At 35.8% G+C, this 19,856-nt stretch carries 20 protein-coding genes and 3 pseudogenes; 3 read left to right on the top strand and 20 right to left on the bottom strand.

The features are described from left to right. Positions 1-90 precede the first annotated feature (90 nt). The 19 genes and pseudogenes from ACWPVZ_RS03360 to rlmD form a co-directional block, all read right to left on the bottom strand. Positions 91-264 (bottom strand): hypothetical protein, encoded by a 174-nt coding sequence (locus ACWPVZ_RS03360; RefSeq protein ID WP_002890505.1) that lies wholly within the window; start codon positions 262-264, stop codon positions 91-93. A 199-nt stretch (positions 265-463) separates the two neighbouring features. Then, positions 464-2,146, bottom strand: coding sequence for an ABC transporter ATP-binding protein (locus tag ACWPVZ_RS03355; protein ID WP_454380911.1), 1,683 nt, complete (start codon positions 2,144-2,146; stop codon positions 464-466). Positions 2,147-2,148: 2 nt separating this feature from the next. Continuing rightward, the gene (locus tag ACWPVZ_RS03350; RefSeq protein WP_454380909.1) at positions 2,149-2,886 is read right to left on the bottom strand and encodes an ABC transporter ATP-binding protein; all 738 of its coding nucleotides are present in this window, start codon (positions 2,884-2,886) and stop codon (positions 2,149-2,151) included. Positions 2,887-3,020: 134 nt separating this feature from the next. Next, entirely contained in the window at positions 3,021-3,761 is a 741-nt protein-coding gene (locus tag ACWPVZ_RS03345; RefSeq protein WP_002890499.1) for an ABC transporter permease, read from the bottom strand. Between the two features lie 277 nt (positions 3,762-4,038). Further along, positions 4,039-4,668: a TetR/AcrR family transcriptional regulator gene (locus ACWPVZ_RS03340; protein ID WP_002890498.1), complete on the bottom strand. Its 630-nt coding sequence runs from the start codon at positions 4,666-4,668 to the stop codon at positions 4,039-4,041. Between the two features lie 452 nt (positions 4,669-5,120). Next, positions 5,121-5,297, bottom strand: a complete 177-nt coding sequence (locus ACWPVZ_RS03335) for a hypothetical protein (protein ID WP_241673361.1) — start codon at positions 5,295-5,297, stop codon at positions 5,121-5,123. A 185-nt stretch (positions 5,298-5,482) separates the two neighbouring features. After that, the gene (locus ACWPVZ_RS03330; RefSeq protein ID WP_002890492.1) at positions 5,483-6,049 is read right to left on the bottom strand and encodes a hypothetical protein; all 567 of its coding nucleotides are present in this window, start codon (positions 6,047-6,049) and stop codon (positions 5,483-5,485) included. Between the two features lie 200 nt (positions 6,050-6,249). Further along, on the bottom strand, positions 6,250-6,792 hold the full coding sequence (locus tag ACWPVZ_RS03325) for a GNAT family N-acetyltransferase (RefSeq protein WP_454380904.1): 543 nt from the start codon (positions 6,790-6,792) through the stop codon (positions 6,250-6,252). Between the two features lie 26 nt (positions 6,793-6,818). Continuing rightward, positions 6,819-6,965: pseudogene (locus ACWPVZ_RS03320) on the bottom strand (TfoX/Sxy family protein); the annotation flags it as partial. Between the two features lie 41 nt (positions 6,966-7,006). Next, entirely contained in the window at positions 7,007-7,759 is a 753-nt protein-coding gene (locus ACWPVZ_RS03315) for a CPBP family intramembrane glutamic endopeptidase (RefSeq protein WP_002890489.1), read from the bottom strand. A 158-nt stretch (positions 7,760-7,917) separates the two neighbouring features. Continuing rightward, entirely contained in the window at positions 7,918-8,268 is a 351-nt protein-coding gene (locus ACWPVZ_RS03310; protein ID WP_454380901.1) for a GntR family transcriptional regulator, read from the bottom strand. Next, complete coding sequence (locus ACWPVZ_RS03305) at positions 8,265-8,486, bottom strand: DUF1648 domain-containing protein (protein WP_002890487.1); 222 nt, start codon at positions 8,484-8,486, stop codon at positions 8,265-8,267. Before ACWPVZ_RS03305 ends, ACWPVZ_RS03310 begins: the two co-directional genes overlap by 4 nt. Before the next feature lie 18 nt (positions 8,487-8,504). Next, a complete protein-coding gene (locus ACWPVZ_RS03300) occupies positions 8,505-10,064 on the bottom strand; it encodes a putative ABC transporter permease subunit (RefSeq protein WP_454380899.1) in 1,560 nt (519 codons plus the stop codon). Beyond that, complete coding sequence (locus ACWPVZ_RS03295) at positions 10,057-10,767, bottom strand: ABC transporter ATP-binding protein (RefSeq protein WP_002890485.1); 711 nt, start codon at positions 10,765-10,767, stop codon at positions 10,057-10,059. The genes ACWPVZ_RS03300 and ACWPVZ_RS03295 overlap by 8 nt, the downstream gene beginning before the upstream one ends. 108 nt (positions 10,768-10,875) lie before the next feature. Further along, on the bottom strand, positions 10,876-11,493 hold the full coding sequence (locus ACWPVZ_RS03290) for a TetR/AcrR family transcriptional regulator (RefSeq protein WP_002890483.1): 618 nt from the start codon (positions 11,491-11,493) through the stop codon (positions 10,876-10,878). A gap of 135 nt (positions 11,494-11,628) precedes the next feature. Next, positions 11,629-12,759 (bottom strand): annotated as a pseudogene (locus tag ACWPVZ_RS03285) (IS3 family transposase). A gap of 299 nt (positions 12,760-13,058) precedes the next feature. Beyond that, positions 13,059-13,679, bottom strand: coding sequence for a class I SAM-dependent methyltransferase (locus tag ACWPVZ_RS03280; RefSeq protein WP_444817940.1), 621 nt, complete (start codon positions 13,677-13,679; stop codon positions 13,059-13,061). 150 nt (positions 13,680-13,829) lie between these two features. After that, positions 13,830-14,156, bottom strand: a pseudogene (locus tag ACWPVZ_RS03275) (23S rRNA (uracil(1939)-C(5))-methyltransferase RlmD); the annotation flags it as partial. Positions 14,157-14,216: 60 nt separating this feature from the next. After that, positions 14,217-15,575 carry a 23S rRNA (uracil(1939)-C(5))-methyltransferase RlmD gene (gene rlmD, locus ACWPVZ_RS03270; RefSeq protein ID WP_454380896.1) on the bottom strand — a complete coding sequence of 453 codons (1,359 nt, stop codon included), beginning with the start codon at positions 15,573-15,575 and terminating at the stop codon, positions 14,217-14,219. A gap of 212 nt (positions 15,576-15,787) precedes the next feature. Between rlmD and ACWPVZ_RS03265 the strand changes: the two genes are divergently transcribed. From ACWPVZ_RS03265 to ACWPVZ_RS03255, 3 genes are read left to right on the top strand one after another with little or no spacing between them, the layout of a single operon-like run. Then, positions 15,788-16,336, top strand: a complete 549-nt coding sequence (locus ACWPVZ_RS03265; protein ID WP_002885920.1) for a carboxymuconolactone decarboxylase family protein — start codon at positions 15,788-15,790, stop codon at positions 16,334-16,336. Positions 16,337-16,382: 46 nt separating this feature from the next. Further along, a complete protein-coding gene (locus ACWPVZ_RS03260) occupies positions 16,383-17,447 on the top strand; it encodes an acyl-CoA dehydrogenase family protein (protein WP_004182902.1) in 1,065 nt (354 codons plus the stop codon). Between the two features lie 16 nt (positions 17,448-17,463). Beyond that, positions 17,464-18,402: an SLAC1 family transporter gene (locus ACWPVZ_RS03255; RefSeq protein ID WP_004182904.1), complete on the top strand. Its 939-nt coding sequence runs from the start codon at positions 17,464-17,466 to the stop codon at positions 18,400-18,402. Between the two features lie 14 nt (positions 18,403-18,416). Here the strand turns inward: ACWPVZ_RS03255 and ACWPVZ_RS03250 are convergent, their stop codons facing one another. Beyond that, positions 18,417-19,850: an LCP family protein gene (locus ACWPVZ_RS03250; RefSeq protein ID WP_265107498.1), complete on the bottom strand. Its 1,434-nt coding sequence runs from the start codon at positions 19,848-19,850 to the stop codon at positions 18,417-18,419. Positions 19,851-19,856 lie beyond the last annotated feature (6 nt).

Here is a 19,856-nt window from a genome sequence, read left to right as displayed (position 1 = left end):
TTTACTTGAAAGTCTATGTTCACCTTTATTATTCTACTATTTACTCTGCTTAGCTCTGTTACAAGTAAGAGAGACAATATCGCAACCTACCTAGTCAAGGCCAAATTCCTTTCTCGCATCAGCTAGAGAAGAGACTTTACCTTGAATAATTTCCTGATGCCCGACTAAAATTTTCTTTTTCAAATCCTCAAAAGCCACTTGATACGTTGCCTCTGGAAAATCACTAGACACATATTTGCTTTGGTTAACCATTATATTTTCCATTTTTCTAAGCGTTCTATTTTGTATATATTTATTGTAACATGAAGAAGAAATATGATTCAGATAAAAATATCAAATGACTTACCATAAAAAGCCCTGTCACCAAGGCTTTTCATTCTACACATTTTCTAGGCCTCACAAGCAGTGATACCGCTTCAACATGTCGTGCTAGTATACTCCTATATTATAGAACGAAAGAGAATTACACACTCAACTCAAACAACTTATAAAACTCACCTCTCCTATCCATCAAGTCATCAAAAGAACCATCTTCAACAATGACGCCACCTTTCATAAAGAGAATTCTATCGTATTTTTTCAAAATGTTCTCATTCAACTTGTGGGTTACTACAAGTGCAGTCAAATCTTGAATATCCAGGATTGAATTTTCAATTTCAGTAGTTACTTGATTATCCAAAGATGAGGTAGCCTCATCCAATAATAAGATTGGTGTTTTTCGAATTAAGGCACGCGCAATACTAAGTCTTTGTTTTTGTCCGCCAGATAGATTTGAGCCATTCTCTCCACATAAAGCTTGTAGACCAGATTCATTTTCTAAAACATAACTTTCTAAACCTGACTGCTGTACCGCTTGCTTTATTTCCTCATCAGTGAAGAATTGATTAAGAGTAATATTTGATCTTAAAGTATCATCAAAGATATAAATGTCTTGTTGAACAATAGTCATCAAGTTATAAAGGCTCCCTGCTGAAATAGCTTGCAAATCTATATTATCAATGGAGATGTGCCCACTTGTTACATCGTAAAAACGCAGTAATAGATTGAGCAAAGTTGATTTTCCACTCCCTGACATTCCTACAATTGCAATTTTTTCCCCTTTTTGAATCTTCAAAGATAAATGATTAAAAATTTTTTCTTCAGTATTAGGGTAAGAAAAGTCTATATTTGAAAAAGAAATAACATCATCGAAATATTCTTTTGTTTCACCAGTCTGAAGCTCAGTTACATCTTTTACCTCAAATGCATCTAGTGTTGCCTGACCTTCACGAAATTTACTTATTCCCATTCCAACTTCATTCAGTGGCATTACTACAAAATTGACCAGTTGAACAATAGCTGTTACACTCCCAATTGTGGTAGAGCTATTAAATACGAGATACATCCCTCCACCAAAGGCTACCAAAAAAACAATCATCCCTGAAAGCTGTGAAATAACATTAGCTAAAACGTCAAATTTCCCTTTTATAAAATTTATTTCATCAAATTTTTCACTTTCATGACTATAATCCTCACAGATAGCATCTTTCACATTAAAACTTTTAATAACAAGAAATCCTGCTAAAATATCTTTAACCTTAGCTAAATACTTCTGATCGGCAACCATAGCTCTATTTTGTAAAGAGGCTGATTTTTGTCCAATAAATCCTGAAATCATCATTGGAATAATGCTAGCAATGATAACTAATAAGGTCAAAAACCAATTACCTATAAACATAGCTAGAAGTGAAAAAATCATTAAGGAAAGGTTTTTTGAAATATTAAAATACTGGTATAGATAATCTTGCTCAATTTTCTTCATATTTTCGGTTAATACGGAAATAAATTTCCCTGATTTTTCTTTAGAAAAGTCTCTATAATCCCTATCTAAAATAGATTGGAACACCTTGTTTTTGTATCTTGACATGATTTGCCTAACAAGTTTATTTCTCAATCGAAGAGATATAAAGTTGAGTGCTGCATAGATGAAAATAACAGTAGCTCCTACTAGTACCGCTTGAGTTAAGGCTTCTTTATTTTGGGACATGCCACTATCAATAATACCTTTAATAGAATAAGCAAAAGCAACGTTAGTTAAAGGGACCAGTATATTAAATATCATGAAAGCATAAAAAGCCTTCTGATGGTTCTTTATCAATTGTTTCATCCTTAATCTACCTCATAATTCTTAATTTCATTTAGAAAATGTGACATAAAATATTCTTCTAAGTCAATATTCTCTCTCCTAATCTCTTTCATAGAAACCTGTTCTACAATTTCTCCATTTTTGATAAAGCCAATTTTATCTGCTATCTGTGAAATTTCCGATAATATATGACTCGATATTAGAATAGTAATTCCATGCTCCTTAGAAAGCGACAACAAAAGATTTCGAATTTCTTGAATCCCTATTGGATCTAAACCATTGATTGGCTCATCTAAAATTAACAATTTAGGTTTTGTTAGAAAGGCACGAGCTAAACCAAGCCTTTGCCTCATTCCTAACGAAAACTCTTTTACTTTTTTAGTCGTATTTTTTAATCCGACCATACTTAAGACTCTTATTATATCTGATTCAATAATATTTTTTCCCATATACTGAGCGTGAATTTCCAAGATTTCTTTTGCAGTGCAATTATCATAAAAAATTGGTGATTCAATAATACTTCCAATCTGACTTAGGATTTCTTCTCTGTGTTCTTGTAGATTTTTCCCAAAAATTTCAATACTACCTGATGTAATTGTTGATAGGGATAACATACATTTCATTAACGTTGTTTTTCCAGCACCATTCGGTCCTAAAAAACCATAGATTTCTCCTTCAGCAATTTGAAGGTTGATACCACTTAAAATTTCTTCTTTATCAATTGTTTTAAAAACTTCTTTTATTTCAACGATATTTCTCATTTCTATCTCTCTTTCTATATCTAGCTTTAAATGCTAGAATTTTTCTTCCGGTGCATAACTACCAACTTATACAGTCTCTTTTTTATAGAAATCATCAAGGAATTATCACTTTCCTTCAATTAAACTCAGGTATGCTACTTGATACTAATATCTTGTCTTGAAATACTAGAGATTGAAAAAGAAGTAATCATTAAACTTATGAAACATGCAAATATCAAAAAGAATAGGTTATCAGCAATATTATTAGATAAACTTCCTGGACTGGCATTCGAAAGTAATGCTGCTAAACCAAGTCCAGTAAGCATTGTTATAGCTGTCGAATGCTTAATCATACCTAAAACAAATGGTAGTAAGCCTATTAGTACTGTTCCAAACGTTATTCCAGCTAAGTTAATTAATTGACTAGCTAGAGGGATATAACTAGATTCAGTTACAACAGCCAGGAATCTAATGAATAATTGAATCACTAAATGTGCAGAAAAATGGGCAATAAATGCTATTAGAATGACTGAAAGAATTTTTCCCCAAAGTAACTTTATTTTAGAAATAGGGTAAGAAAACAACTGAAAAATTGTTCTTCGTTTAAATTCATCAATAATAATCGTAGATAATAAATAAGATTCGAAAATCAAAAATGCTGCTTTTGTAAATAAAGATGAAAATAATGAAGCTACAATTGCCCAACCTTCCCATTTACCAGTAACTCTAATAACATTAGAATCCTGTCCAGTGAATTCTCCTAGTTTATTGTCAGTACCTAAACCCATAATAATGATTGCTGTAATACCTAACACTATAAATATAGTACACAACCAAGCTAAAAATAATTTAGATTTAGAAACTTTATTTAATTCAATTTTAATAAGCGACAACATAGATTATTTCCTCCAAAGCGTAAATAAAGAATAAACTATTCAGACTAATCTCGACAAATATTTAAAAATAAGTTTATTCTTCAGAAAATGTCACTATACATACTATCGGTATGTCTATACTAAAAACAAACATACCTACGGTATGTATAATAGATTTTTAATAACACACTTAAAGCATGTTATTTTTTAATTATAAATTATGTAAGATAATTTATTCAATTGATAATACATAAATAGAAATGAGTATTAACAAGAATGTCATGCGACGACTTATTTACTATTTTTTTAAGTGATCGAATAAGTTGAAAATCACCTCCATCATTTCATCAGAAATTAACTGTACCCCTAGACCTTCAAAAGTAAGTTTAATGAAATTCATTTTGCGCTTTAATTCTACTAATGAAAAAACGGAAATTTGAAAACCAATCCAAATATTTAGTGTTAAAACAATTAAATCTGCTAGCTCTTCTGGATATTCTGTTTTAATAGACCCATCTTCAACTCCTTCGTAAACTTTTTCTCTAATTTCGGGTAAAAAATCAGAAAATAGACCTAGATACTGCTCTCCTAACAAACGTGGACTTCTTAGCATGATTGAGGCAGAGTAAACGAGCCTTTGGTGTTCAAAATTAGAGAAAGAGTCCATCAAAGAATTTTGTATCTTTTCTAATCCAGTATTTCCTCTCCAATTATAATTTAAAATTTCTTGATTATTTTCGCTAATGATCGTTTGCAGTATATCATATTTGGACTCAAAATGATGATAGATAACACCTTTTGTTAATCCACCTAAGCCATCTATGATATCTTGTATTGAAGTATTATCAAATCCTTTTTCTAAAAATAGATTTTTAGAGACCTCTAGTATTTTTTTTCTAGTTTCATGTGAGTTTCTATTCCTTGCCATTATAGTCCCTTTCTATCATACCATCGGTATGTAACTTCTATTGTAGTGCACGAAACTAATAATGTCAAATATCTTATCGGAAGCTGTTTTATTAATCATTTCATTTTCAAATGCAAATATTATTTAAATTCTCCAAATCTTAATTTAAAGATTTTAAAATGATTAAAGAAGTAATGAAATAATCCACATAACTATTTCAATAAGTTCTATTTTACCTAAACTGAAAATTCAGCTACTAAAGACTAGTTCACACTATGATACTTCCCCACTATATGACAAAAAGCCCTGTCACCAAGGCTTTTCCTTCTACATATTTTCTAGGCTCGTACAAGCAGTGAGACTGCCTCCACATGCGATACTAGAAAATATCTATATTATAGACCAAAACTTTTGTTCTTTTCTCAATTAGATAATATTTTTAGTTCAGTACAATTTTGGTAAGGTACGTTTTATTAATTTATCGGACGAATCGATACATCTCCAAGTCCAAAAGAGAAATTGTCAAAGATATCCTGATAGTCGAATGGAATTAGTTGCCCTGTCTGGCTCATAAGAGCAAAGTCAACGCCTAATTCACGAATGAGATAGGGACACAGTGTAAATCCATTTTTCTCAATGATAAGAGCCAAGTCCAAAGAAGGGAATTCGCTCCTCCTTTGGGAAGGACTGCTTATACAAGTCGCTGATGATTCCCCAGTGTTTAAAAGGATTAAATTTAATTTGTTTTAAGGTCAAAAATTTCTCCTTAATTCCACCATCTAGCAAAATAGAAGTCTTTTTAAATATAACTCACGTCACGCCTTCGCAACGTTCTTTAGTTTAACGATTGAATCTCTTCTTTGACATATCCTTCTACATCTTCAATCTCTACAAACAGCGGGTCTAAGTGACACAAGAAGTGCCAATCTTCAGCGCCACGTTTTCTGTAGAGAATCGCTTCGCCGTCTTCGCTTCCGAAAAAGCTTCTGTCGGTTTCATATCCACAGCGTTCTAAGAAGTCTTTTGCCTTGCGATAGTTCGCTTCTCTTGCTTCGACATAGGCTTTCACTTCATCGTTGTTAACGACATATGCGTCGATTTTTGAATATCCTTCGATCACTTTATCGTTTTTAACGGATAGATTCGAAATTTCTTTCCAAATAATGTCCACATTTTCTTCATAATTAAACGAAAATCTAGATAAAGGGACAATATTTCCATTGAAAACAATTTCCATATAATCCGGCAAGTATTTTGGGTTCACATACTCCACTTCAAACCCATCTTCTGTTTCTAAAGTATACCCAGGGAGTTGAGCTACAAAGACTCTTCCCTCTTCTAAAGAGTCAAACGTGACTAAATCCTTTTGATAATCACCTTGATACAATTCCAAGATAACCATCGATAACCCTCCATTTTAACTTTGCAACGCTACGCAAATTTATTTTTCAGATCTTACAAGCAGTGATACTGCCTCGACATGAAACGACTGATCGCTGAGTCTATCAAGTGAAGCTGTCTGTATGTGGAAACATGTCTATAAAGCTTTTAACAATATCATAAGGTAATCGTTAAAAAGTATTACCTCGCACAAACAGTGATTTACTTAAACGAAATCCACTCTTCCTTTGAGAGACAGGTTATATGTTCTGTACGAAGAACACCTTCCAATGCACACGGAACGTTCTCTTTTGTATGATGATAACGGAACCCACATTTTTCCTGAACCCTCCGTGACTTTGTATTGCCGTCAAAATAACCGCACCACAATTTCTCCAGACTCAAGTCATCAAATCCATGTCTCATTATCTCACGAACTGCTTCTGGTATAAGCCCCTGACCCCAATAGGGAACTCCAATCCAGTAGCCAATCTCCGCCTCAGTATCCGGAATCCCTTTATCACTTGCAGAGCCAATCATCAATCCTATGCTACCCACTGGCTGCATCGTTTCTTTTAAAACAATGGAATATATCTCAGGTGCTGAAAAATAATTTTTTATAATCTCCCTACTGTTTTCAACACTGGTATGTACTGGCCAACCTGCAATCGGACCAACTTCTGGATTACTGGCATATTGAAATAAATCATGGGCGTCTCTTTCCTCCCATGGGCGAAGAATCAATCTTTCCGTTTCTAAAATCATTTTGTTCTCCTTAAATTCCAATTTAATTATTTTATTCTAGGTTTAGATGTTGGCAGTTCCTCATACATACCATCCAGTAGTTCCGTAATTAAATCCGAATCCCCAAATCTGTCGAATACATGCATTAATGTCTTTGAACCTTCATAGGGATAACTCAACTCGGAATCCGAAAGATACGAATGATATCCATCCCAGAAAACTTCCTGTGGGTCTTTTACAATGTTTCTACCTGCTTTTCCTTACTAATTCTATTACTCGCCAATATAGTATAAATTAAATAACCAATAAAAATGATAATAAAAATAACATTTATTTTTAACACAAAATAGAGATTTAACAAATTTGCGAACGCATGAAATAATATACAGTACCCCACAGATTTGGTTTGACGATAAAGAAGCCCTAAAACAAAACTTAAAAATAATGTATATATAAAAAATAAAATAAAAGGAAATCCTTGATGACTTTCTCCCACTATAAACCATAAAGGCAGATGCCAAATTCCCCAAATTGATCCTACAATCAAATTAGATTGCCAATACGTATATTTTTTATCAAGTAACGGTTGTAATATACCTCTCCATCCTAATTCTTCATGTCCACCACCAAAAAAAATTAATTGAATAAAGAATAGTGGCATCAGATAAAGTGATACTCCGTTTAATTCTAAGGAAGATACAGAAAATAGGATCAAAATTGCTAACATATGAATAATGAAATAAATACTACTATTTTCTCTCTTATGAAATACAAAATGTTTAAATTTTATATTATTACTTTTCAAATAAGACCCACTTGCAATAGCTGGTCCAAGAGCACCAACTATATGTAATATTCTCCCTATAAAAGTCTCTAATCCCAAAATATGAGATTGTGTAAATATGGCAAGAAGTCCCCAAGCTATATAAGTAATTCCAAATGTAAAATAAAGATAATTTTTTAAATTCTTTTTATCAATTTCTGTCATTTATCTTCCTTATCTTGATTACTTTATGAATAATTTTTTTACTGCTTCTAAGTTGCTCTCGATGTATAACTAGCTATATTCTATCACAAAAATGCAAGAAAAAGCCTTGAAATCAAGGCTTTTCTATACTTTCACAAATAATCCTAATAAATTTCCATTCAACTTCTTCTAAGCATCTTTTCTAAAAATAAATTGACAATCTCATCTTCTGAAAAGCCTAGCTCACCAAGTTTTTCAAACAAAATTTTAACTAGCTTGTTAGATTCTTGATATCTTATCTCTTTTATTTCTTGCTCGCTTGCTATGACAAAATATCCTAATGTTCCACAGCTAGTAACCAAATTCTGATCTTCGAGAACTTTCATTGCTTTTTGGACAGTTGCCGGATTACACTTCTCGTTTTCTGCTAATCTCCTTATTGAAGGAATTTGTTGTTCAGGTGCATAATCACCTCTTAAAATCTTCGTTCTTAATTTTGATGCAATTTGTAAATATAGATGGTGTTTCATTTAATCTTTTTATTATCACTTTCCCTAACAAACTTCCAATATGCAGAATAAGGGATGACTGTAGCTAGTAGAAGATAGTATTTATTTGCAAACATATCTGCTACTCCTTTTGCATTGAAATGAATAGGAACTTTCTCAGGGAGAAACCCACATATAATGACTATGATGACCATCATTCCCAACAAAACCAAAATATCTTTTAACAGTCTATTTTTCATCTTATTTTCCTCCTTTAACTAGATAAAATTTAACTTGGTCATTTTTATATAAACTCTAAACGAAATAGCCAGTAAAATTACTGATACTGCTTGCAAAACAAATATAATTGGAAGATTAAAAAACCAATTAAGCAAAATAGGCGTAATAAGCGTAATCATACTAATAATTCCAGTTACAATAACAGGAAGACTTTGTTTGACAACTATCATCTCACTGTCCCAATCATAGTTGGGATATTTTTTATTTAATGAAATTCCGATTACCATTATAAAAAGGGAGTAACATATAGGAACAATAACTAGATTCATAACTTGAATAGGACTCATATCAAGTTTCAGCATAAATACAGATACAGAAATCATATATCCAATCAAATGAAGTGTAAGGTTGACAGCTATCTTAGCATTTAAAATCGTTTTCACTTCAACTGGAGAACTTTTCAAAATCCAAATATTTTTACCTTCTAAAGATATAGATGAAGCTGCTGGACAACTGAGTGAAAGCATAGATGCAATAAAGACGGGAGCTAAGTTTGAAAGATACTCATTTATATTTTCAATTCCTGCTGAATTTCCTATTTGACCGACAGAATTAAACAGGAAACATATACTAAAGACACATAAAAGAATCACTCCAAGCCCAGCATTCAAGACTGCCATATAAGAACTTAAAAATCGTCCAAGCTCTTTTTGATACAAGGAAAAAAATACCGATTTTCTTTCATAAGATACTTTGTCATTAGCATAACTTGATTTTGTATTGGCAAGTGTATTAAGTAGGGCATACTTCAACGAAGCAATTTTGACAAATAGATAAAAAATGACTATTGAAAGAACTATATAAAATCCCATCCCATAGTACATTGGAAAATTGTAGTATGACATAAATAGTCTAGAAATTGGATACAGTCCAGTAATTTGCTTAGCCAGAGTAACCCCAATACTACTTTCATCACCTGATTGCAAAGCTGATAATGCAAAATATCCAATTATACCTAGCATCGCAAATGAAAAAATAAGAGAGATAACATTTTTTCTTTTAAAAAAAGATGAAGCGACAACAATAACGAGTCCCATGCATGCCGCTATACACATGGGGATCAAAGGGGCAAAAATTATAGAAGTAAAATACAATATAATCTGTAGGAGGTTTAAACTTCCGTTAAAGCCCCATATAATTCCACCCGGAAGCATAAACATCAAGCCTATTAAAAAATTCAATAAGTACATAAACATGAACTTGCTGGTGATAATATACGAACTTTTAACAGGTAAGGATTGGAGAATTTCCATATCTCGACTGCCAAATAAAATGCCATTCGAATAAAATACTGTCAAAAATAATATTGAAAAACTTGAGACAGATACCATATATGCTGGAATCAAGTTCTGCTGTCCGACGTGTACCAATGTTTTCGCTGTTATTATATTATAAACAAAGCAAAATAAGGAAAGAGTTATTATGCCAAAACTCGCAATAGCCATTGAACTTTGTTTTTTATTTCGTGAATCTCTAATCTCGTTAATAGGAAAGAAATTAATCAATTGCGCTTTAAGCAGTATCCAAATGTTACTCATTGTTCTGCACCTCCATGAAAAATGCCTCCAATGATTCATCACCTTTGACGTCTCCTGTATTGCCACTTGCAATTAACTTTCCATTTTTGATAATGGCAATCTTATTACATAATTTTTCCGCAACATCCAATACATGGGTTGAAAAGAAAATAGCACCTCCATCTGAAACACACTCATGCATAATTTTCTTTAGTAGGAAAGTTGCTTTGGGATCTAGCCCAACAAAAGGTTCATCTAAAATCAACAGTTTGGGAGAATGTACAAGTGCAGAAATAATGGCTGTTCGTTGCTTCATTCCATGTGAATATGAAGAAATAATCCCCGAAAGATGATCAGTCATATCAAATAAATCACCGTATTTTTGTATTCTCTCCTTGCGTATTTTTGTAGGAATTTCAAACAAGTCAGCAATAAAATTAATATATTGAAGTCCTGTCATATGTTCATACAAATCTGGATTATCTGGGATATACGCCATCATTTTTTTACAAATAACAGGTTCTTCTTTAATAGAATGACCGTTGATAATTATACTTCCGTCTTCAAAATCATGGATACCGACAACTGCCTTTATCGTTGTCGTTTTGCCTGCACCATTTGCTCCAATAAAACCATAAATATCTCCAGGCTGTACTGAAATAGATAGGTTATCCACAACCTTCTTGTCCCCATAACTTTTACTAAAATTCTTTATCTCTAACATATTTTCACCTCTATTGACAATTTGTCAGTTATATTTTGAAATAATACCGATAGCTTGTTTTGATTTAGCTATCGGTACATAGTTCTCTTTACAAACATTCTATTTTTTTTAATTGCTAAAGAGTCCTTTTGTATTTAGATTTTGTTCCAGCATTATCTTAAATGCATTCAAGTAATCTTTGACAGGTTCTTTCTTTGAAGTTTTTATACCTATGTTATTTGAAACAAAAACATAGGCTGTCATCAGAAATTCTGCTGTTTCTGATGGATATTTTACAGAAAATACTTTTTCTGAGATGCCTTGATTTATTATCCTCTCAAAATATATAGTCAGTTTTTCAATGAGCTTATGGGATAACTTATCTAACATATAACGATTCTCTTCAAGATCAACCGTCTTTTGTAACTCAGTTCCCTCCGCTGAAACGTTATCTGTAGAGATTATTGTGGCATCTATAAAGGCTCTTATTTTTTCAATAGCAGTTTTATCCTCATCATAGACAATCACATGAATATCTCTCAGTAATTTCTCTGAATAACGTTCAACAAGACAATATAGAATATCTTCTTTATTCTTAAAATGATAATATAACAAACCTCGTGATATATTTACTTTATCAACTATATCCTGAGTTGTTGTGTTCGTATATCCTTTCTCCATAAAGAGGAGCATAGCAGCATCCATAATCTCTGCCCGTCGAATTTCCGGATCTTTTACATCTCGCATTTTATCCCTCCTGATTATAAGTTATACTACTTTACTGACAAACTGTCAATTAAAAAATTATAGTTTTGAAACCAGTAAAAAAGCCCTGTCACCAAGGGGCACTGCACCCCAATAATGGGACAAGAGAAAAACCTCTTATGCGACTAGTTTTCTGTACTCTACAGGAGACTGGTCATTTAATTTCTGTTGAATTCTAGTTTCATTATAAAATATGATGTAATTTTTAACAATATCTGTTATACTATCTTTAGTTAGGTTTCTCCACTTATGGAGATAGAAGGGTTTCAGACTTGAGAACAGAATGGAACCATTCGATACAGGCATTATCTGCTGGTGTTCCTTTTCGGGACATGGAGCGGGTGATGCCTTTTTCTGTACAAGCCTGATAGTAGGCTTTTGAGGTGTAGACAGAGCCCTGGTCGCTGTGTAAAAGTGCTCCTTGAGGTAGCTCAAGTTGATTAAGTGTGTCGAGCACGAAGTCCGTATCTTGGCACTCGGAGATGGTATAAGCTACAATTTCACGATTATAGAGATCCATGATCGAAGATAGATAAAGTCTACAGTTTTCAAAATAGAGGTAGGTGATGTCTGTGACAAGTTTCTCCATAGGCTTGTCTGCCTGGAAATCACGATCCAGCTTATTGTCTGTTACATGGTAAGGCTTCCCTAATTTAGGTCCCTTCTTGGGACGAACACGGCAAAGGCAGCCCTTTTCCTTCATGATGCGATAGACTTTCTTGCGATTAACGACGAGCTTATACACTTTTTTGAGCAAGCGAGTAATAGTTCGATAGCCGTAAATAAAGTGATTTTTCATACAGAGTTGTTCGATTTTATCTGCTATTTCATCTCTTTTCTGAGAATTCTTACACTCCTGTTTCCAGCGGTAAAAGGTTGAGCGTTTGACGCCGAAACATTCTAAAATAATCGATACAGGGAACGTTTTCTTATACTCTTCCACTAGCTTGATAAGACTTACTTTGTCGATTCTCTTACCAAGCTCTGATACTTTTTTAGTAATTCTACCTGCAAACGTAACTGTTCTACTTTGGATAACTGTTTCATCCCTTTACCATAAGTATATTGTTTCCCCACAGGTTGGTGGAAACGGTACAATTCATCATTCTGATACCATTGCCACCAAGTCTTGACCTGACTAACATTTTTGATGCCGAGGGTGTCCATGATAACTTTATTTGATTTACCTGCCTTCTTCATTTCGATACAGGCTAGCTTAGTTTCTACTGAATATGCTTTTTTGACCATAACAAAACACTCCTGTTTCTAGTTTACCAGATTTCAACAGGAGTGTTTTCTTTTGTCTCATTTTATGGGTGCAGTGCCCAATTTTCTTCAGTCTTTTTCTTTTACTAGAAAAAGAGAAAAACTCTTAAGAATAGCGCTAAAACAGCATTCCTAAGAGTTTTCGCTAAGTGGTACCCAACCGACAAAATGACAATTTTTCTATTCCTAGTAGGGTTTGTCTACGTTCTGAGACGATAGTTTTTCTATCGCCTTTGGTTACCATTTTGATGAAATTTTTTAAATCATAAGAATAGAATCTGTTAAGCCACTTTTTGAGCAATCATCACACCAATCGGTGCAAGACCTCCATGTGCCAATTTCATTTCAACTACTGAAAATCCATATTCTTTAATAAAATCTTCAAATTCCTTTTTATCCCATTCTTGATACATCTTAAATCCTAAAATAGACATCAAACTTTTTATCATTTTTCTTTGTTTTCCCTCTTTCCATAGAAAAGTGGGGGCGAACAAAGTCCCATTAGGTTTTAACACCCTATATATTTCTTTCATCGCCTCATCCGGTTTAGGCATAATATGAAGTGCATTAGCAATTAACACACAATCAAATTTTTCATGCGAATAGGATAATGCTACTGCATCGGCTGTTTCAAATGTAAGATTTTCGTATTCCCCACGCTTTTTAGCTTCCTTAATCATTTGTTCGGAAAAATCTGTGCCAATCCAACTTTTCGTATGCTTTGAAAGATTAAACGATAATTGTCCTAAGCCACAAGCAAGTTCAAGCACCTCCATGTCTTTATTCAAATGAGGACGAATGTATTCGCAAACTTTATCATATACTCCTTTGTCTTTTTTCATGAAAGGAGCATATAGCTTAGCAAATTTATCCCAAAATTTTTTATTGCTTTTATCAATCATTTCAACGCTCCTTTAAATATAAAAATGATCCTATCAATCTTTATATTGAGCCTATTTTCTCATTGATACCTTGCAAGAAAGGAATAATAGCTGTTCCTATACCAAGTAGGAATGTCATAAATGCAGAAAGTCATATGCTGTCATTCTTTTCTATTCAATCATTTTGAAGTGTCTCAAGGCATCCATGATAGCTTCTTCTTTTTCAGGTGTACACTGTGGAATAATTTGTTTCTCCTTTTTAGACTTGTTGTAATGTTCTCGTAATTCTATTCCACATTTCCTTTTTATCTGTGCAATATATAATGTCGGAACTTATAATTCAAATTTATTCCAAACATATTCTTTGATTTGAGCATATGTTGCCTTACTTTCAGCACTGGTCAAATCAAGCTCATCCAGCTCAATTTCAACGTCTATATGCTTATCGACATCGAGTTTGGACAAAAGTGATACTGCCTCAACATGATGCGTCTGTGGGAGTTCAAAGCTCCAGTGGAGCTTTGAAGCATCTCACCTTGAAATGTAAAAGCGAGATGTTTAACTGCGTTTTACCAATAAACTCACACACTCTACATGATGCGTTTGCGGAAAAAGATCCACTGGCTGTACTTTTTTCAATTCATAGCCCAATTCTTGATAGCGTTTGATATCACGCGCCATGGTTGCTGGGTTACATGAGACGTAGGTAATCTTCTCAGGTTGCATGGCGACGCTGGCTTTGATGAAGCTTTCTGTCAAGCCCTTGCGTGGTGGGTCCACAATGATAATATCTGGTTTGATGCCATCCTTGCTCCACTTGGCCATGGTATTTTCAGCTGAGTCAGCCACATAGTGGGCATTTGTAATGCCGTTGCGTTCTGCATTTTTCTTGGCATCTTCGACGGCTGTTTCGATGACTTCAACGCCGTAGACTTCCTTGACCTGTTTTGCAAATGACAAACCGATTGTCCCGATTCCTGAATAGGCATCAATTACAATGCTGTCGCTGTTTAGATCTGAGAAGTCAATGGCTGTTTGATAGAGTTTTTCAGCCATCTCGGTGTTAACCTGATAGAAAGACTGGGCAGATATCTCATAGTCATTGCCCAACATACTGTCTGTGATAGTGTCTTGGCCATAAAGGGTGCGGAACTCCTTACCAAAGATGGCGTTAGTATTCTTATCGTTGATGTTTTGGATGATGGAAACGACACTCGGGAAGGCTTCCGTAATCATAGCAATAACTTGGTCAATACGGAAAACTTTTGGTCTGGTCGTTACAAAGACCAACATCATCTGACCTGAATAATGACCACGACGAACTACCAAATGACGAATCAAACCTGTCTGCTCCTTCTCATCATAAGGTTTGAGGTCATAGCGACGGAGAAGGTCACGGACAAAGACAATGAGTTTATCAATTTCCTTGTCTTGGATAAGGAAATCTTCAATTGGAATCAAGTCGTGCGAATTCTTGCGGTAGAAACCTGTTTCAAGCTGACCTTTAACACGGCGAACGGGCACCTGCGCCTTATTACGGTAAGCGTACGGTGTATCCATTCCCAATGTTTCAGCGACTTCTACGTCTGAGATACCTGCTGTCTTATAGAGGTTGTCCACAACTTGTTTACGCTTGAACTTGAGCTGCTCCTCGTAGGTCATATGGCCAAAATCAGCAATTCCTGAACGGAGATAGGTTACATCAATGTCCTGATTACGGTTTGGTGAAAGGGTCACATACTCCTCAACCTTACCAAAGCCGATATTTTTCTTGAGCTTAAGCACTCGCATCTTGATGACTTCGCCTGGGAGGGCATTATCCACGAAAAAGACAAAGCCGTCCACCTTGGCAACGCCTGCTCCTTCATGTGTCAAATCGACAATTTCAACTTCTACAATAGCGTTTTTATTTAACATAATTCAACTTTCTTTACTCTTATAGGGCTTAAGCAGATCTTCCAAAGCCTTTTACTACCCTCCATTATAGCACATATAAATCAAATTTATGGCTGGCCATAAATAATATAGATTTTTCAGAAAAGTCATACAGTGCTATCATAGGTCCATGACAAAAAATTAAACGACTCAGCCGCTTGGCTAGATGTCGTTTCTATCTAAGGAGAATAATCATGCCAGATATTACCATTCATACAATCGAAACTGCACCAGAAGAAGTCAAAGACGTCCTTCAAACAGTCAAAGATGCCAATGGGGGATACATTCCAAACTTGATTGGTCTCCTTGCTAATGCGCCAACTGCGCTTGAAACTTACCGTACTGTCGGTGAAATCAACCGTCGCAATTCATTGACACCAACTGAACGTGAGGTTGTTCAAATTACAGCTGCTGTTACTAATGGTTGTGCCTTCTGTGTGGCAGGTCATACAGCCTTTTCAATCAAGCAAATCCAAATGACACCTCAACTTTTGGAAGCCCTTCGTAACCGTACACCAATCGAAGATGATCCAAAACTTGATACCCTTGCTAAATTCACTATTGCCGTGATCAATACCAAAGGTGCTGTTGGTGACGAAGCCTACAACGACTTCTTGGAAGCTGGCTACACTGCACAAAATGCCCTTGACGTTATCTTGGGTGTCAGCCTTGCAAGCTTGTGTAACTACGCTAACAATCTCGCACAAACACCAATTAACCCTGAACTTCAAGAATTCGCTTAATGCAAAGATAAACTGATAAAGATAAACTAGAGGAGGACCTAAGCCTATGTCACATTTTTCAAAAGAATTCCTTACTTGGTTGGACACCAACGCTGACCATATTGACCAAGAGTCTGGACCAATTGCGGACCAACTTCTTGAAAAAATCGCTGAAAACGACGTCTTTAAGATCGGCGTACCTGCTGAGTTTGATGGCCTAGGTGGTGGTCCTACTCAAGTTGTTGATGTGCTTAATGAATTGGCACAACATTCTTTGACGGCTTCCTTTATTTCTTGGGGACACCGTACTTTCATCGAGTATATCCTAGCTAGCGACAATGCTTACCCTCGTGAAACATGGTTGAAAGAATTGTATACTGGTGAACGTGCTGGTGGAACTGGCTTGTCTAATGCAGTCAAATTCTTGTCTGATATTGAAGAATTGAATGTTACTATCAGCCAAGAAGGTGATGACTACTATCTCGATGGTCGTTTGCCTTGGGTGACTAACCTTCGTTCTGATAAATTCGCTGCTCTCTTTGCTGCTGACTTTAAAGACGGTAGCCAACCTTGGATTATCACCATTCCATCTGAAGCTGAGGGCCTCAGCCGTTCTGAAGATTTGGAATTTGTTTCCCTTCAAGGTGCTAACACTGCCTCTCTTACTTTTGATCACGTTAAGTTAGATCCTAATTGGGTCCTTTCAAAAGAAGGTACAGACTATATTGCCAAAACACGTCCGAACTTCCTTGGCTTCCAGTTTGGTCTCGCCTTTGGTTTGGCACAACGTTCTCTTGATGAGGTTGAAGCTAGTCTAAACAGTAACCGTAGCGTTCTTCGTGAGGAATTTGAAGCAACACGTGGAAATCTTCTTGCTATTCAAGACCAACTCTTTGCGGGTCTTAATGATGCTAATTATTTCATTGAAAAACCACGTGAACTTTTCCAATTGCGTATCGATATTGTCGACGTCGTAGCCAACAGCCTGCTCCTCGAACTTCAGGCTAGTGGTGGTCGTGGCTATTTGAAAGAATCAGAGTCAAGCTTTATCCGTCGTTGGAATGAAGGCGTCTTCCTTCCAATTGTATCTCCGAGTGCGGTACAGCTTCGTCACATTCTTGCAGCTAGCTAGAAAGGCCGGTAGACCAATGAAGGTATTTTTTAAGAAAATTCCCTTGGCCCTATCTAGTCTAGTTCTTGCCCTCTTTAGTTTATCCAATCAAATAAACCACTATGCCCTGATTGCTCAGGGCATTTGGTTTCTGGCAAGTATAGGTTTTATGCTTATACTAGGACGCTTGATTCTTGGCTTTGAACAAGTAAGGGAAGATTTGCACAATCCAGTCATTGCTTCGGCCTTTGCTAGCTACTTTATGGCTGCCTTTCTCTTTGCCAGCCGCCTTCCACTAGCTCAAATAGGCTTAAGTGTGACTTGGGTTGGGCTCCTTGGACTTTATATTGCCTATATTATTTTTTTCAGTCTGCGTTTTATGCGCCCACTATCTTTGAACCAAGTCTTTCCAAGCTGGTTCGTGATCTACGTTGGACCTGCTATCAGTCTTGTGACAGTACCAGCTAGTGTTCCAACTAGCATCAAGGGACTTATTCTGGGAGTAACGGCATTAGCGACTCTGGCCCTCTTTCCACTTGTTTTGTGGAGAATGAGACAGATAGCCATCCCTCACCTCTATCGACCTATACTTGCCATTTTAGCAGCACCTCTGGCCCTTCTCATTACCAGCTCAATCAAGAGTAATCAAAGACCTGCAACTATTATTTTACTTGCCCTACTCTTATTCTCGCAAGCATTCTTTTTCTATGCTCTTGATCTCTTCGTAAAACTGGTTAGAAAAGGCTTTATGCCACTTTTTGCAGCTTTTAGCTTTCCCTTGGTCAATAGTGTCAATGCTTTTAAGGCAGCCACTACCAGTCTTGGACTAGTCAATCCAGCTACCCAATTAGTTTATAAGGTAGAGTTCGTCTTCGTTCTTGGCATCATGACCTATTTGCTCTATCATTTTCTAAAACTCTTATACAAGGCGATTATACAAGCTCTTAATACCAAAAAACAAGCAGGTTCAGTGTGAACCTGCTTGTTTTCTTATCTAAATCCTAGTTCTTTTAATTTTGACTGATAGTTATCAAAATCAATTTCAATTCCTTGACCGCCATACAAATCATAACTGTCAATCCAATCACCATCCGAAGGAATGGTTTGCGAATTGATCCCTTTTTTGAAACTACCAGCATTTGACAGTCCCAAATCCAACATATCCGTCATACTCATATTGGTTGAGGTCAGTGAGTAAACCTTCCCCAAAGCCTCAGGTCCATTGAAGAGATTAAGTGGATTCTTAAGCTGCTTCATAACGGCCTGCATCACTTGTTGCTGGCGTTTGGTACGGCCATAATCTCCCTCGTCATCCTTACGGAAACGAGCATAATTCAGAAGGGTGCGACCATCCATATCCTGCTTACCAACTTTAATGGTTTGATTTGGCACATGACCATTCTTGTCCATCTTCAAATCATCTGGGACTTGTACTGATGACACTTTTTTACCATCAATGGTCGCAAACTTCGCATTGATTTCCACACCATTCGGGAAGAGGGTATCGACCCCTGTCGCAAAGGTTTCAAAGTCAACCATGGCATAGTACTTAATATCAATGTCAAAGTTTCGTTTGAGGGTCTCACGCATGAGTTCTGCCCCTTGATGATTATTTTGCTCACCAATATTGAAAGCCGTATTAAGTTTCAAGTCCTGAGAATAGTCGGTTTCTGAAGCTCCCTTGATATTGACCAAGGTATCTCGCATAAAGCTAACCATCTTAATCTTACCTTCTTTATTGCCCACATTGACAACCATGATGGAGTCCGTTCTGGCATCGGTAGAGTCTTGGCTAACTCGCTGGTCAGAACCTAGAATAAGGATATTAACCCCATCCTTAGTATCCTTACCATTAAAGGTCTCAACTACGGCAGGCTGATAGGATTTACCATTATTACCTGCAGCAGAAAGGTCTGTTCCCTTGTAAAATTGATAGGCCATGGCTATCACTAAGAACACAACTCCAAGACTCAAGCAACTAAGCACCAGCTTAACAACTTTCTTAAGCCTTCTCTTTTTCTTCGGTCGCTTCTTCTTGGCTACTTGCGACTTGGACCTTGGAGCCGACGTTGCTGAAGGAGTTGCTTGCCTTCGAACCTTTTTACGTTTAGGTTTAGGTTTAGGTTTACTTTGAGCGACTTCCTCCCGATAGACGGGCAAACCTTCCTCAGTTAGCTGATTGACAGACTCATAATCACGTTCTTGATAGTAGTCAGAACGATTGTCATAAGGCTGGCGCCATGCTGCTTGATAGTCCTCTATTTGCGCTTGATACCGTCGCTCAGCTTCATAGGCATCCAACTTTCCTTGAAGATAATTGAATTCTGAGGCCTGCTGTCCATTCAGGTGAGCAAGATTTTTTAAAAGATAGCTGTAACGTAACCGTTCATGATGCGTAAACGGTCCATTGTTAGATTTGGTCATAAGATT

The organism is Streptococcus sp. Marseille-Q6379, assembly GCF_965119505.1.
This window is presented reverse-complemented; position numbering and strand designations above follow the sequence as displayed.

What these genes read in the sequence shown, in the direction of transcription:
- ACWPVZ_RS03360 (WP_002890505.1), bottom strand. Translation starts at nt 264, where the DNA reads ATGGAAAATATAATGGTTAACCAAAGCAAATATGTGTCTAGTGATTTT.
- ACWPVZ_RS03355 (WP_454380911.1), bottom strand. Translation starts at nt 2,146, where the DNA reads ATGAAACAATTGATAAAGAACCATCAGAAGGCTTTTTATGCTTTCATG.
- ACWPVZ_RS03350 (WP_454380909.1), bottom strand. Translation starts at nt 2,886, where the DNA reads ATGAGAAATATCGTTGAAATAAAAGAAGTTTTTAAAACAATTGATAAA.
- ACWPVZ_RS03345 (WP_002890499.1), bottom strand. Translation starts at nt 3,761, where the DNA reads ATGTTGTCGCTTATTAAAATTGAATTAAATAAAGTTTCTAAATCTAAA.
- ACWPVZ_RS03340 (WP_002890498.1), bottom strand. Translation starts at nt 4,668, where the DNA reads ATGGCAAGGAATAGAAACTCACATGAAACTAGAAAAAAAATACTAGAG.
- ACWPVZ_RS03330 (WP_002890492.1), bottom strand. Translation starts at nt 6,049, where the DNA reads ATGGTTATCTTGGAATTGTATCAAGGTGATTATCAAAAGGATTTAGTC.
- ACWPVZ_RS03325 (WP_454380904.1), bottom strand. Translation starts at nt 6,792, where the DNA reads ATGATTTTAGAAACGGAAAGATTGATTCTTCGCCCATGGGAGGAAAGA.
- ACWPVZ_RS03315 (WP_002890489.1), bottom strand. Translation starts at nt 7,759, where the DNA reads ATGACAGAAATTGATAAAAAGAATTTAAAAAATTATCTTTATTTTACA.
- ACWPVZ_RS03310 (WP_454380901.1), bottom strand. Translation starts at nt 8,268, where the DNA reads ATGAAACACCATCTATATTTACAAATTGCATCAAAATTAAGAACGAAG.
- ACWPVZ_RS03305 (WP_002890487.1), bottom strand. Translation starts at nt 8,486, where the DNA reads ATGAAAAATAGACTGTTAAAAGATATTTTGGTTTTGTTGGGAATGATG.
- ACWPVZ_RS03300 (WP_454380899.1), bottom strand. Translation starts at nt 10,064, where the DNA reads ATGAGTAACATTTGGATACTGCTTAAAGCGCAATTGATTAATTTCTTT.
- ACWPVZ_RS03295 (WP_002890485.1), bottom strand. Translation starts at nt 10,767, where the DNA reads ATGTTAGAGATAAAGAATTTTAGTAAAAGTTATGGGGACAAGAAGGTT.
- ACWPVZ_RS03290 (WP_002890483.1), bottom strand. Translation starts at nt 11,493, where the DNA reads ATGCGAGATGTAAAAGATCCGGAAATTCGACGGGCAGAGATTATGGAT.
- ACWPVZ_RS03280 (WP_444817940.1), bottom strand. Translation starts at nt 13,679, where the DNA reads ATGATTGATAAAAGCAATAAAAAATTTTGGGATAAATTTGCTAAGCTA.
- rlmD (WP_454380896.1), bottom strand. Translation starts at nt 15,575, where the DNA reads ATGTTAAATAAAAACGCTATTGTAGAAGTTGAAATTGTCGATTTGACA.
- ACWPVZ_RS03265 (WP_002885920.1), top strand. Translation starts at nt 15,788, where the DNA reads ATGCCAGATATTACCATTCATACAATCGAAACTGCACCAGAAGAAGTC.
- ACWPVZ_RS03260 (WP_004182902.1), top strand. Translation starts at nt 16,383, where the DNA reads ATGTCACATTTTTCAAAAGAATTCCTTACTTGGTTGGACACCAACGCT.
- ACWPVZ_RS03255 (WP_004182904.1), top strand. Translation starts at nt 17,464, where the DNA reads ATGAAGGTATTTTTTAAGAAAATTCCCTTGGCCCTATCTAGTCTAGTT.
- ACWPVZ_RS03250 (WP_265107498.1), bottom strand. Translation starts at nt 19,850, where the DNA reads ATGACCAAATCTAACAATGGACCGTTTACGCATCATGAACGGTTACGT.